At 30.4% G+C, this 13209-nt stretch carries 18 protein-coding genes; 3 read left to right on the top strand and 15 right to left on the bottom strand.

Going from position 1 to position 13209, the window contains the following annotated elements; genetic code table 11:
* Position 1 precedes the first annotated feature (1 nt).
* From SJY17_RS02290 to fbp, 4 genes are read right to left on the bottom strand one after another with little or no spacing between them, the layout of a single operon-like run.
* Positions 2–496, bottom strand: a complete 495-nt coding sequence (locus tag SJY17_RS02290; protein WP_397363839.1) for a Rab family GTPase — start codon at positions 494–496, stop codon at positions 2–4.
* Positions 483–1301: a cell envelope biogenesis protein OmpA gene (locus SJY17_RS02285; RefSeq protein WP_397363838.1), complete on the bottom strand. Its 819-nt coding sequence runs from the start codon at positions 1299–1301 to the stop codon at positions 483–485. The genes SJY17_RS02290 and SJY17_RS02285 overlap by 14 nt, the downstream gene beginning before the upstream one ends.
* 15 nt (positions 1302–1316) lie before the next feature.
* Complete coding sequence (locus tag SJY17_RS02280; protein ID WP_397363837.1) at positions 1317–1673, bottom strand: fructose 1,6-bisphosphatase; 357 nt, start codon at positions 1671–1673, stop codon at positions 1317–1319.
* A 49-nt stretch (positions 1674–1722) separates the two neighbouring features.
* Positions 1723–2730 carry a class 1 fructose-bisphosphatase gene (gene fbp / locus SJY17_RS02275; RefSeq protein WP_397363836.1) on the bottom strand — a complete coding sequence of 336 codons (1008 nt, stop codon included), beginning with the start codon at positions 2728–2730 and terminating at the stop codon, positions 1723–1725.
* A gap of 119 nt (positions 2731–2849) precedes the next feature.
* Here fbp and SJY17_RS02270 point away from each other — a divergent pair, with 119 nt between their 5' ends.
* From SJY17_RS02270 to SJY17_RS02260, 3 genes are read left to right on the top strand one after another with little or no spacing between them, the layout of a single operon-like run.
* On the top strand, positions 2850–3329 hold the full coding sequence (locus SJY17_RS02270) for a GNAT family N-acetyltransferase (RefSeq protein WP_397363835.1): 480 nt from the start codon (positions 2850–2852) through the stop codon (positions 3327–3329).
* The gene (locus tag SJY17_RS02265) at positions 3330–4580 is read left to right on the top strand and encodes an aspartate kinase (RefSeq protein ID WP_397363834.1); all 1251 of its coding nucleotides are present in this window, start codon (positions 3330–3332) and stop codon (positions 4578–4580) included.
* Between the two features lie 43 nt (positions 4581–4623).
* A complete protein-coding gene (locus SJY17_RS02260) occupies positions 4624–6456 on the top strand; it encodes a GNAT family N-acyltransferase (RefSeq protein ID WP_397363833.1) in 1833 nt (610 codons plus the stop codon).
* Here the strand turns inward: SJY17_RS02260 and SJY17_RS02255 are convergent, their stop codons facing one another.
* The 11 genes from SJY17_RS02255 to SJY17_RS02205 all read right to left on the bottom strand — a co-directional run bounded on the left by SJY17_RS02255 (position 6457) and on the right by SJY17_RS02205 (position 13168).
* The gene (locus SJY17_RS02255; protein ID WP_397363832.1) at positions 6457–6786 is read right to left on the bottom strand and encodes an ArsR/SmtB family transcription factor; all 330 of its coding nucleotides are present in this window, start codon (positions 6784–6786) and stop codon (positions 6457–6459) included.
* Positions 6787–6896: 110 nt separating this feature from the next.
* Positions 6897–7451 carry a hypothetical protein gene (locus tag SJY17_RS02250; protein ID WP_397363831.1) on the bottom strand — a complete coding sequence of 185 codons (555 nt, stop codon included), beginning with the start codon at positions 7449–7451 and terminating at the stop codon, positions 6897–6899.
* A gap of 54 nt (positions 7452–7505) precedes the next feature.
* Complete coding sequence (locus SJY17_RS02245) at positions 7506–7892, bottom strand: VOC family protein (protein ID WP_397363830.1); 387 nt, start codon at positions 7890–7892, stop codon at positions 7506–7508.
* Position 7893: 1 nt separating this feature from the next.
* Positions 7894–8352, bottom strand: a complete 459-nt coding sequence (locus tag SJY17_RS02240; RefSeq protein ID WP_397363829.1) for a DUF1801 domain-containing protein — start codon at positions 8350–8352, stop codon at positions 7894–7896.
* 25 nt (positions 8353–8377) lie between these two features.
* Positions 8378–9316 (bottom strand): 2-hydroxyacid dehydrogenase, encoded by a 939-nt coding sequence (locus SJY17_RS02235; RefSeq protein ID WP_397363828.1) that lies wholly within the window; start codon positions 9314–9316, stop codon positions 8378–8380.
* 26 nt (positions 9317–9342) lie between these two features.
* Positions 9343–9708 (bottom strand): cupin domain-containing protein, encoded by a 366-nt coding sequence (locus SJY17_RS02230; protein ID WP_397363827.1) that lies wholly within the window; start codon positions 9706–9708, stop codon positions 9343–9345.
* 132 nt (positions 9709–9840) lie between these two features.
* Complete coding sequence (gene mgtE, locus SJY17_RS02225) at positions 9841–11208, bottom strand: magnesium transporter (protein ID WP_397363826.1); 1368 nt, start codon at positions 11206–11208, stop codon at positions 9841–9843.
* Positions 11209–11215: 7 nt separating this feature from the next.
* Entirely contained in the window at positions 11216–12013 is a 798-nt protein-coding gene (rsmA, locus tag SJY17_RS02220) for a 16S rRNA (adenine(1518)-N(6)/adenine(1519)-N(6))-dimethyltransferase RsmA (protein WP_397363825.1), read from the bottom strand.
* A 31-nt stretch (positions 12014–12044) separates the two neighbouring features.
* Positions 12045–12368 (bottom strand): DUF4286 family protein, encoded by a 324-nt coding sequence (locus tag SJY17_RS02215; protein WP_397363824.1) that lies wholly within the window; start codon positions 12366–12368, stop codon positions 12045–12047.
* Between the two features lie 3 nt (positions 12369–12371).
* Positions 12372–12884, bottom strand: a complete 513-nt coding sequence (locus SJY17_RS02210; protein ID WP_397363823.1) for a GNAT family N-acetyltransferase — start codon at positions 12882–12884, stop codon at positions 12372–12374.
* Between the two features lie 5 nt (positions 12885–12889).
* Entirely contained in the window at positions 12890–13168 is a 279-nt protein-coding gene (locus SJY17_RS02205; RefSeq protein WP_397364856.1) for a tol-pal system YbgF family protein, read from the bottom strand.
* Positions 13169–13209: the final 41 nt, after the last annotated feature.

Here is a 13209-nt window from a genome sequence, read left to right as displayed (position 1 = left end):
CTTATTTTATTAAAGCTTCCGCTAGATTAGTAAAAACATCATCAACTTTTTTTCCGGTTTTTGCACTTGTGTAAAAATCTGTAAAACGACCAAATACTTCTTTATTTTGTTTTATAAAGTCGTTAGTTACTAAATCTTTTTTGTTTCCAATAACCTTCATAGGTATTTTTGGATAACGCTCTTTTATGTAGTTTAAGTCAAACTCTAATTTTTCATAAGTTGTTGGTCTGGTCATATCAAATACATATAAAAAACCGCTAGTTCCAAGTAAGTAAGATGGTCTTGTATTTGTGATGTCATCATTACCTTCTAGATCCCAAATAACTAGTGTTATATCATTATTAGATTTTGGTAAAGAAATTTCTTTTTTTAAGACGTGTACACCTATAGTTACTTTATAATCTTCGCTAAACGTATCTTGTACAAATCGTCTTATTAATGAGGATTTTCCAACACCAAAGTGTCCAATTAGTACTATTTTTTTAGATATCTTCATTTTGAAAGTAGGCTTTTAATTTAGTGCTAAAACTTTTATTGTTTTTTAAATCTGTTTTATTAATTACATTTTGAGCAAAATCTAGTAATTTATCTTCAAGTTTACTTCTAAATGGAGCGGTAAGTGCACCAGAAATAACAACTGCAATATAATACTTTGAAAAATTTTGCAAATGTATATGGTAATTTTCGTATTCAATATATTCTAAATTTTGGACATCTGCTAAAAAAGCATCTTGCGCAAAACTTTTAATTGCTGTTAGCATACCAGCAACTGTATCTTGATCTATATTTTTGGTTTTAGAGTATTCTGATACTATTAATCCAGAACCACTTTCAATAACCATGATTTGTTCAATTTGAGGTTTAAATTGCTCTTGGATTATTAAATCTCCTTCAGAGACTCCAGATTTTTTAGATTTAAATTTTCTTTTAAAATTTTTAAAAGAAAAAGTATTACTAACACTTCTGTTTATGTTTTCTGAAAGTATTTGGATTTCTTTTTGGATGTATTTTTTTATCATTTTACCCATAATTGGATATAATGCTTCAACTACTGCATCTTGAGAATTTTTAATTTCTTCTTTTAAAGTTTTGGTAATAGTTGGTCCTATTGTTTTAGGCATTTCTTTTATAAACTCATCTAATTTTTCTTCTAATATTGGATCAATATGTTTGGATAAATTATTTTGTTTATTAATTAAGTCTTCTAGTTTTTTAAGCTTTTCTTCAATAGATAAGGCATACTCATGCTCATCTTTTAGCAAGATGTCTTTCAGAATTTTTAATTTATCTTCCTGATTCATGCTAAAGTCAAGTTGTTACTGACTTATTTTTTCGCCTAATTTTGAAAAAAGTTCGCCTAGTAATTTACGATCTACTTTGTTATTGTTTAAAGCCTCAGCTTTATCTTCAAAAGAGCTTTCTAGTTCTGTAATTCTGATATTAATATCTGTGCTTAGATTATCTATATTTTGTAATAATTCAGACTTAACATCATCCATTAATGCTTCCAACTCTTTTTTCTTGTTAAGAATATCTGTTTTTAGTGTTTCAAACTCGCTATCATAAGCTTGCATGTTTTCACCAAAAATAAGTTGCTTTATTGCATCAATTTTTGAAGAAGCTTCAGTAGATTTTTGCACTGTGTCTTCTGTAATTTTGTTAGATTTTGCCATTAGGATAATTTAATTTTCAAAAATAACAAAAAAATAGACATAATGCTATTTAATCGGTGTTTTGCATAAATTCTTCGGCTTTAAGTACCATATTTTTACTTCCACAGAAAAAAGGAACGCGTTGGTGCAACTCTGTAGGTTCTATATCCATAATCCTTTTAAAGCCATTACTTGCTTTTCCGTTTGCTTGTTCTGCTATAAAAGCCATAGGATTACACTCGTAAAGTAATCTTAATTTACCGTCTTCGTTTTTGGAACTTTTTGGGTACATATAAATACCACCTTTAATCATATTTCGATGAAAATCTGATACTAATGAGCCAATATATCTTGATGTATATGGTCTATCATCTTCTTCCATTTGGCAGTATTTAATATAGTTTTTTACTCCTTTAGCAAAATGAATATAATTTCCTTCATTTACAGAGTAGATATTTCCGTTTTCAGGAAATTCCATATCAGGATGAGATAAATAAAATGTACCAATTGCTGGGTTTAAAGTAAATCCATTAACACCATGTCCTGTTGTGTAAACTAACATAGTTGAAGTGCCATACACAACATAACCAGCAGCAACTTGTTGGTTACCAGGTTGTAAAAAATCTTCTAAAGTTACAGGTGTACCTACTGGTGTAACACGCCTGTAAACAGAAAAAATAGTACCAACAGATACATTTACGTCAATATTTGATGAGCCATCAAGAGGGTCTATTAATACAATATACTTGTTTTGGTTATTATCATCTTGGCTGTTTATACTTATAAAATCATCTTCCTCTTCACTAGCTATTCCACAAACAATGTTACGATTAGTTAATGTTTGTATAAATTTGTCATTTGCATAAACATCTAGTTTTTGTTGGTCTTCACCTTGTATGTTTGTGTCTCCAGCTGCTCCTATAATATCTACTAAACCAGCCTTGTTTACTTCATGACTTACTACTTTAGCTGCTAATCTTATAGAGTTTATTAAACGTGATAATTCTCCGGAAGTATACTTAAATGAAGATTGGTTTTCTATAATAAATTCTCCTAGAGTTTGATTTTTTTTTGACATAAGTAGTAGTTGTGCTATTTTGTACAAATATCGTATTTTTTGACAATTATTACGTTGAAGTTGTCGTTATTTTGGTTTAGTAAAAATTCTTAAACTATATTTGATTAAATTATTTTAATATGAATTTTACTATTCGTTTTGCCCAAAAAAAGGATGTTAAAGCTATACTAGGGTTGATTAAACAACTTGCTGTTTATGAAAAAGAACCTGATGCAGTTATTGTAACAGAAAATGATTTATTAGAATATGGTTTTGGAGAACAACCTTTATTTAAATGTTTTGTTGCAGAAACTAATGATACTATTGTTGCAATAGCATTAGTTTATCTTCGTTTTTCTACATGGAAAGGTAAAACTGTTCATCTTGAAGATTTAATTGTAAAAGAAGAATATAGAGGAGAAGGCTTAGGAACTTTACTTTTAGATCAAGTCATAAAATATGGTAATGACTTAGGCGTTAAGCGTATTTGTTGGGAAGTTTTAGATTGGAATGAACCAGCAATTAAGTTTTACGAAAGTAAAGGAGCAACGCTATTAAAGGACTGGTATTTAGTCCAAATGGACGAAAAAAGTATAGAAAGTTACATCCAAAAAATATAAATGAGAGTATTTAAATTTGGTGGAGCATCTGTAAAAGATGCCAAAGGAGTAAAAAATTTAATTTCTGTATTAGAGCAAGTTGGGCATGATAATACTTTAATTGTAGTGTCTGCAATGGGTAAAATGACAAATGCTTTAGAGCTAGTAATTGGTCATTATTTTGACAATAAAAAAGAATTACAAAGCACTATTCAGGAGGTTGTAAAATATCATAACCAAATTGCATTAGAGCTTTTTGAAAATGAAAATCATCCAGTTTTTAAAGCTATTAGTGGATTAATTGAAGAATTAAAAAGTTTTTTAAACACTAACAAATCTCCAGATTATAATTTTGTTTATGACCAAGTTATAGGTTATGGAGAGTTATTATCTACAACAATTGTTAGTCAGTATTTATCGTTTCAAGGGATTAATAATAATTGGTTAGATGTAAGACAATTAATTAAAACTGATGATTATTATAGAAATGCTAAGGTTAATTGGCAATCTACACAGCATCTAATAACCAAAACAATTGACAACAAAAAGCTAAATATTACACAAGGGTTTATAGCAAGCGATAAAAATAACTTTACCACAACTTTAGGACGTGAAGGAAGTGATTATACAGCAGCTATTTTAGCCTATTGTTTAAATGCAGAAAGTGTCACTATTTGGAAAGATGTACCAGGTGTTTTAAATGCAGACCCACGTTATTTTGAAAACGCACAGTTATTACATTCTATTTCATATACAGAAGCTATAGAGTTGGCTTTTTATGGAGCTTCCGTAATTCATCCTAAAACGTTGCAACCATTACAGAGAAAAGAAATTCCGTTATATGTAAAATCGTTTTTAAACCCTAATGCAGCAGGAACTGTCGTTAATAAAACACAAGGAATTAAACCAGAAGTGCCTTGTTATATTGTAAAACAAAACCAGGTTTTAGTATCCTTATCTACTTTAGATTTTTCTTATATAGTTGAAGATAATTTAAGCGATATTTTTAACTTATTATCTAAATATAAAATGAAAGTTGACGTAATTCAGAATTCAGCAATTAGTTTTTCAGTTTGTTTTGAAAATAATTATGATAATTTAGAGCCATTATTATTACATCTAAAAGCTAAGTTTAAAGTAACATGTAATGACAATGTATCACTTTATACCATAAGGCATTACAGTCAAAAATCTATAAAAGATTTAGAAAAAGATAAAACTGTTTTGTTAAAACAAATGTTTCAAGAAACATTACAGATAGTAACTAAATAAATCTATTGATTACATTTGTAAATATAATACACTAAAAAAGTAAATGGGATTAGTCACAGCAAAAGAAGTTTCAAAAGCTATAAAACTTGATAAATACGGGTTTATTGGGACTTTTGTTGGTTGGATATTAATGAAGGTTTTAAAAATATCTTCACTAAATAAAATCTATAATAGAAATAAACACCTATCTCATTTAGAGTTTTTAAATGGAATTTTAGACGAGTTTCAAATTAAATTCGAAATTCCTGAAGAAGATTTAAAAAGACTTCCAAAAGATGGAGCCTATATTACAGTTTCCAATCATCCATTAGGAGGTATTGACGGTATATTACTTTTAAAATTGATGCTTGAACAAAGAGACGATTTTAAAATTATTGCAAACTTTTTGCTTCATCGTATAGAACCGATGAAACCTTATATAATGCCTGTTAATCCTTTTGAAGACAGAAAAGATGTAAAATCTAGTATTGCTGGTTTTAAAAGCGCAATTTCTCATATAAGAGATGGTCATCCATTAGGGATTTTTCCAGCAGGAGAAGTCTCTACGTATAAGGATGGAAAATTAATGGTGGATAAACCATGGGAAGAAGCTGCAATGAAGTTGGTGCAAAAAGCCAATGTACCTGTAGTTCCTATTTATTTTCATGCTAAAAACAGTAAGTTGTTTTATAAGCTATCAAAAATTAGTGATACGTTTAGAACAGCCAAACTACCATCAGAATTATTAACTCAAAAAAGAAGAGTTATTAAGGTTAGAATAGGTAAGCCAATATCTGTTAAAGCACAAGCAGAACATGAATCGTTATCCAGTTTTTCTGAATTTATTAGAAAAAAAACGTACATGTTATCAAACGTGTTTGAGCCAAAAGAAAAAATTATTGATAGTATTTCATCAAGTTTAAAAGCCCCAAAAGTTACCAAAACACCAAAGCAAATTGTGACGCCTGTTAGTCAGGAAGCCATGATAAGAGAGGTAGAAGGGTTAAGAGAAAATGACTGTAGACTATTAACCAGTAAAAACTATGAAGTCTTTTTGGCAACATCTAAGGATATGCCAAATTTACTAAGGGAAATAGGACGTTTAAGAGAAATAACTTTTAGGGCAATTGGAGAAGGAACCAATGAGTCTATCGACTTAGATCAATTTGACGAATATTACCACCACATGTTTTTATGGGATAGTGAGGCTAATGTTTTAGCTGGAGCTTATAGGATGGGATTAGGATCTCAGATTTTTGAAAGACATGGGATAAACGGGTTTTATCTTCAGGATTTATTTGGTTTTGAGCCTGAGTTATATAAAATGATGAGCCAGTCCATTGAACTTGGTCGCGCTTTTATTATTAAAGAATACCAACAAAAACCAATGCCTTTATTTTTATTGTGGAAAGGTATTGTACATTCTACATTAAGACATCCAGATCATAAATATTTAATTGGAGGAGTAAGTATTAGTAATCAGTTTTCAGAATTCTCTAAATCATTAATGATAGAGTTTATGAAATCTCATTATTATGACCCTTACGTTGCACAATATGTGCATCCTAAAAAAGAGTTTAAAGTAAAACTTAAAGATGCTGATAAGGATTTTGTTTTTGATTCTACAAAAGCCGATTTAAATAAGTTTGATAAAATTATTGACGATATTGAGCCTGGAGCATTACGTCTTCCTGTCTTACTTAAAAAGTACATTAAACAAAACTGTAAATTAATAGGGTTTAATGTAGATCCTTTATTTAATAATGCAGTGGATGGTTTAATGTATATTAAAATATCTGATTTACCAGAAAGTACAGTTAGACCAGTAATGGAAGAGTTTCAAGCAGAATTGGAACGTAAGATTACAGAACAAACAGAAACTTCTAAAAAAGACTAATCATTGTTTATTACAATTTACTTGTGTCTTTACAAAAAAATCATTGACTACACGTCTGCATTCATTTAATTGATCTGTATCAATAGTGTAAAACAAATTTTTACCTTTTACTTTTTGTTTTAGTAATCCAATTTTCCTGATTTCTCCAAGATGTTGTGATACTGTTGGTTGCGATAAACCAGTAGATTTTACTAATTCGTTACAGTTACAATTTTTATGTTCACTTATATGCTGTATCATAGCAATACGAGCAGGATGTCCTAATACTTTAGTGTAATTTGCTACTTGGTTTTGAGAAGCATTAAAGAGTTGTTTTTTTGAGAATCCCATAGTAAATAAATATTTAAACGTGATATTGCAATATCACAATTATAAAAATACATAAAAAAACCAAAATCATAATAATAGGTTTTGGTTTTTTTATGTATTTGAATTAAAAATTATTTTCCAAATAGTCTTTGGAAAAAATTCTTTGTTTTCTTTGTTGTTTCTTCAATGACTTCTTTTGCGTCTTCTGCAAAATCTTCTAATTTATCTCCTGCTTCGTCAGCAAATTTTGAAGCTTTCTCTTTAGCATCATCTATAAACTCTTTAGCATCTTCATTGATAAACTCGGTTGCTTTAGCTTTTACTTTGTCATAGGTTTCTTTAGCATCTTCAGTAAACTCATCTAGTTTTTCACCAGCTCCTTTAGCTATTTTAGACGCTTTTTCTTTGGCATCATCCATAAACTCTTTAGCATCTTCGTTAATAAACTCTGTTGCTTTAGCTTTTGCTTTTTCAAACCCTTCTTTTGCATCTGCTTTTAGGTCATCAAATTTTGCCTCAGCTTTATCAGCTATTTCATTTAGCTTATTTTTAGCAGTATCTAAAGTATCTGCATGTGTTGCTTTTGCTTCTGCTGTAGGATCTTCAGTATTACTTAAAGTTTCAGCATGAGATGCCTTAGCTTCAGCAGTAGGATCAAAGTCTAAGTTTTTATTTTCTTCGTTCATGTTTTTAATGTGTTAATTTTCTGATGGCGAATATATTACATTTATAAATAATTATTATAAAAAGGCTTTATCAATTGGCTCCCAAAGCTCTATTTTATTACCTTCATTATCCATAATCCAGCCAAATTTTCCGTAATCATATTCTTCTACTTCTCCTATTATAGTAACGCCTTCTTCTTTTAAAGCTTTTAATAGTTCGTGTAGGTTTTCTACACGATAATTAAACATAAAGTCTTTTTTTGAAGGTTCGTAGTATTTTGTATTTTCTTCAAATGGACTCCATTGGGTTGAGATATCCTTACCTTCCTTGTCTTTAGTCCAAAATGTACAGCCATAATCGTCTGTATTAAAACCTAGATGTTTTTTATACCAATCTTTTGTTGCTTTTGGGTCTTTTGTTTTAAAAAAAAGACCTCCAATTCCAGTCACACGTTTTTTCATTTTATTTTTTATTTAATGCTGATTCATAAATATTTATCCACTCTTCAACACTCATTTTGCTTAATAACTCTTCAATTAGTTGATAAGGTATATCATCCATTTTTTTAAATCGAACGCAACTTTTACCCATATCTAATTTGTATTTACAATGTTTTGGATACTCAGCAACAAACCAATCGTATAATTCTTTTTTTGCATACATGCCAGAATGGTATAATGCTATAAAGTTTTTTTGCGATGCTAAATTTATAAAAGGTAATGGTGGAAAAGGTTTACAATGGTATCCTGCTGGGTAAATTGATTTAGGTACGTAATACGCAAGCATACCATAACCCATTCCAGATTCTAAACCTTTTGGCATGTGCTTTAATATTATATTATGAAGTTTAGTAATTGGTTCTATCCTGTCTTCTGGAAGTTGTTTAATATAGTCTTCAGGAGTGTCTGCTTTTGATGTCATAATAGTTAGTTTTTATCCTATAAAGCTAATAAAATTTTGCTTTAATTTTATCAACAATGGTTTGTGCTAGCTTTTCTTTACTTTCTATTGTCCAACCTGCTACATGTGGTGAGAGTAATATGTTTTTAGACTGGATTAAGTATTGAAAGGCTTTAGGTAGGTTGTTATCGCTAAATAAATTTTCGAAAGATGCTTTTTCATATTCTAAAACATCTAAACCAGCACCTAATATTTTTTTAGATTTTAAAGCCAAAACTAGATCTGACGTCACTACACTTTTACCACGTGCAGTATTAATTAGCCAGAATGGTTTTTTAAATCCGTTAATTAAATCAGAATTAACCATGTTTATAGTTGAAGACGTTTCTGGTGTATGTAAACTTAATACATCTGCTTTTTCTTGAAGCTCTGATAAGCTTACTTGAGTTGCATTTTCATCTCCTAAATTTGGTTTTAGATCATGACATAATACTGTAACATCAAAGCCACGTAGTTTTTTAGCAAATGCTTTACCCATGTTTCCATAACCAATTAAACCAATCGTTTTTCCATCTAATTCTAAGCCTCTATTATCTTCGCGCAGCCATTTACCTTGTCTTACTTCAGTATCTGCTTTATTAAGCTTGTTAAATAACGATAGTAGCATGGCTAAACTATGTTCTCCTACAGCATTGCGATTACCTTCTGGTGCAGCAATTAATGTTACACCTTTATTTTCTGCATATGTGCAATCAATGTTTTCTAATCCTGCTCCAACACGTCCTATAAATTTTAGGTTTGTTGCAGCATCTAAAAATGCAGCATCAATACTAAATCGACTTCTTATAATAAAACCATCATATTCATGGATTTTTTGCTGAATTTCTGCTTTTGATGAGGTATAATCTTCATGATTTGTAAACCCTAAATCGTTTAATTGATTTAATAGCAATGGATGGTTAGAATCTATGTGTAATATTTTCATGTTCTCTTTTAGTAAATAAGAATACTTTATATTTTCGGGTAACTCGTTTGCGTCAGCTCATGTTTAACTTGTCCTGTGTGTGCTGTACTTATTTTTTCGAATAATAATACATGGACTTCTTCATCGTTTTTTGTGCATGGATTATGTTCTACCCCTTTTGGGACTACTATTATCTCTCCAGCTTTTACAACTTCAGTTCGGTCTCTAAACTGCATATACAGTGTGCCTTTTATTACTTGAAAAAGTTCATCTTCATTATCATGAATGTGCCAAACAAATTCGCCTTTTAGTTTTGCTAAAATAACTTGCATATTATCTACAATTGCAATTTGATGTGGTTGCCAGTTTTTGGAAAATTTTGAAAACTTGTTGTTGATATTTAATACTTGCATAGTTTAAAAATACAGTTTTTTAGCGTTAGTGTTAAAAGTAGCATCTTTTTTTTGCTGCCTTATATGGCAAAAAAAGACATAACCTTTCGACTTCGCTCAGGATAAACTCCGACACAACCTTTAGGTAACATCCTAAATACCTAAAATAAGTTTTGCAATCCAGAAGTAAATTAAAATACCAAAGATATCATTACTTGTAGTTATAAATGGTCCAGTAGCAATTGCTGGATCTATTCCTTTTTTGTCTAGAAAAAGTGGTACAAATGTACCTATTAATCCTGCAACTATAATAACTATAACTAGTGAAGATGAAATTGCTAAAGCAGTCAGGAATTCGCCTTTTGTAACCCATACAAATAGAAAAAGGAATAGTGCTAAAATCACACCATTTAATGCAGCTAGAAGCATTTCTTTTATTAGTCTATTATTGATACTTCCTTTAACATCGTCATTTGCTAAACCTTGAACGATAATTGCACTAGACTGGACACCTACATTTCCAGCCATAGCTGCTATTAATGGTGTAAAAAAGAATAATACTTTATATCTATTAAAAGCATCTTGAAAGCCTTCCATTATTAAAAAGGCACCAATACCTCCAATTAACCCTAAAAATAGCCAAGGTAATCGTGCTCTTGTTAGTTCTAAAATACTATCATCTGCTTCTACATCTTGTGTAATACCTGCTGCTAATTGGTAATCTTTATCTGCTTCTTCACGGATGACATCTACAATGTCATCAATGGTAATACGTCCTAAAAGTGTTTTGTGCTGATCTAAAACAGGAATGGCTTCTAGATCATATTTTTGCATCACTTTTGCAACGTCTTCTACATCTTCTTCGACGTAAACATAGTCTACATTTGAGTTTGAGATGTCTGCAATTTTTTGTTCGCTTTTTGCAGTAATCAAGTCTTTTAAAGAGAGACGACCAACAAGTTTTTCTGCTTTGTCTACAACGTATATTGAGTGTACACGACTGACGTCTTTTGCTTGTGCTCTAATACGTCTTAGGCATCCAGCGACTGTCCAAGTTTCGTAAACTTTAACTAGTTCTTTTGCCATTAAACCACCTGCTGTATTTTCATCGTAGGTTAAAAGCTCTGTGATTTCGGCTTTGTGTTCTTCGTCTTCAATTTTAGATATTACTTCAGCTTGACGTTCTTCAGGTAATTCTGCAATAATATCTGCTGCATCATCTGTATCTAATTCTTCAATTTCTTCTGCAATTTCTTTTGCTGATAGATTTTGAAGTACTTTTTCTCTGATGTCTTCATCCAACTCTGTAAGGACATCAGCTGTTGTTTCTGAGTCTAACAACTTAATAACATACATAGCATCTTCAAGATCTACTTCGTCTAAAATTTCCGCAATATCAGCATAGTGAAACTCGTTAAGTAACTGTTGAATGTCTTTATCGTTTTGTTGCTCGATAAGTAATTCTAGTTGCTCTATAAGTGCATCAGTAAGCTGAAATTGTATGTTTTGGTTGTCTTCCACTACAGGTTTATTTGTCGTGTTGTATTAAGCTGGTTAACTCTAAAAATTGTGCGACACTAATTTGTTCTGGTCGCTTGTCAAATATAACATTTGCTTTTAAATTATCTGACAATTCAAATGTTTTTAAACTATTACGCATGGTTTTTCTGCGTTGTTGAAATGCAGCTTTTACCACTTTAAAGAATAATTTTTCATCACATGGTAAACTATAATCTGCCTTTCTGGTTAAGCGTAACACTCCAGACTCTACTCTTGGTGGTGGATTAAATACTGTTGGTGGTACTGTAAAAAGGTACTCTGCGTCATAAAACGCTTGTGTTAAAACAGATAGTATTCCATATACTTTACTGCCTTCTTTTGAGCAAATACGTTGGGCGACTTCCTTTTGAAACATTCCAGAAAATTCTGGAATTTGATCGCGCAGCTCTAAAGTTTTAAACACGATTTGTGTTGAAATATTATATGGAAAATTACCTATGATTGCAAAAGATTCTTCCTTAAAAGTCTGACTTAAATCGTACTTTAAAAAGTCTTTTTCTATAATTCTTGAAGATAGATTTAAGTAATTGTTTTGTAAATATTCTACACTTTCTGTATCAATTTCAATAACGTAAGTGGTTATTGGTTTTTTTAGTAAATATTTTGTCAAAACACCCATTCCTGGACCAATTTCTAAGACATTTTTGTAGCCTTCTAGTTTTAATGAATCTGCAATTGCTTCAGCAATACTTTCATCTTCTAAAAAGTGTTGTCCTAAGAATTTTTTAGCCTTTACTTGATGATTATTTGTTTTATATTTTGACATTAAAAAGGATGTTTTTTCAGCTTAAGCTGAATTATTTAAACGTTACATTATACTCATCAATAATCTGAAGTTCAGTTCTAAAAGCTAACATTTTGTCGGCAAACTTTTTTAACCCTTCAATTCTTAAATTATCTGCATCTTCTTTGTAATATGTGTCTAATGCTTCGCGCGAATATGATTTGTATTGGATAGAGTAGGTTTGTCCTCCCATTTCTTCTTCTACTAAAACCTTGGTTAAGGTTGCTTTTTCAAACTTACCTGTAGCCAATACCTGAGGAATATGCTCTTTAATCCAAAGTAACCACTCGTCATGAGCACTATCGTCTATATTTACTGTAACGTTATAAATGTACATTGTCTATAAATTTTTTGCAAATAACATAAGTTCTGCATCGTCTTCAAAGGGTTTTACCTTTTTTTCGAATATTAAACCTAATTTTTCTATTAATTTTATAGATGCAGTATTGTTTGCTTGTGTAATAGCTCCTATTTTTTTGATATTAAAGGTGTCTTTTGCTAATTTTAAAATTGCTTGAGACGATTCAAAACCAAATCCTTTGTTTTCGTATTCTGGTAGCATAGCAAATCCAATATCTGGCAATTCTAAAGTGTCACGCTTTATTAAACCATTGGTGCCAATTGGTTTGTTGTTTTCTGCTTTTAAAAGTAGTTTGTAAAACCCAAAACCTAATTCTGCATAATGTTTTAGATGTCCATTTTTAATACGCTCTTGTGCTTGCTTAATAGTTTTTACTTTACGATCTCCAATAAATTTTTTAAATTTTGGAGTATTTACCAAATCGATAAAAAACTGAGCGTCTTCTAAAGTGAATTTAGCAATAATTAAACGGTCTGTTTCTGCAACTATCATAGTTGTTAATTTAATGCATCACCACGTAAAGCTCTAAACTTTTTTCGTGCTTCTACAGCATAAATACTGTCCTTATGATTAAACAATATCTCTTGGTATAATTTTTTAGCTTCTTCTGGTTGTGCTAATTGATTGACATAGATTTGGGCTAAATAGTATAATGCATTATCTATTAAAATACTGTCTTTAAAATCTTTTATGATGCGTAAATAATTAGTTTTAGCTTTTTCAAAATCATTTTGTTTTTCAAATAAAGACGCTTGTTTTAGTAAAGCTTGAGGTATGATAACTTCTGTTTTATGAGCCTCTAATATTTTGTTTAATA

This window comes from Olleya sp. R77988, assembly GCF_044594215.1.
Lineage (GTDB): Bacteria > Bacteroidota > Bacteroidia > Flavobacteriales > Flavobacteriaceae > Olleya.
Note: the sequence above shows the minus strand (reverse complement) of the source record. Positions and strands in the feature narration are given on the sequence as shown.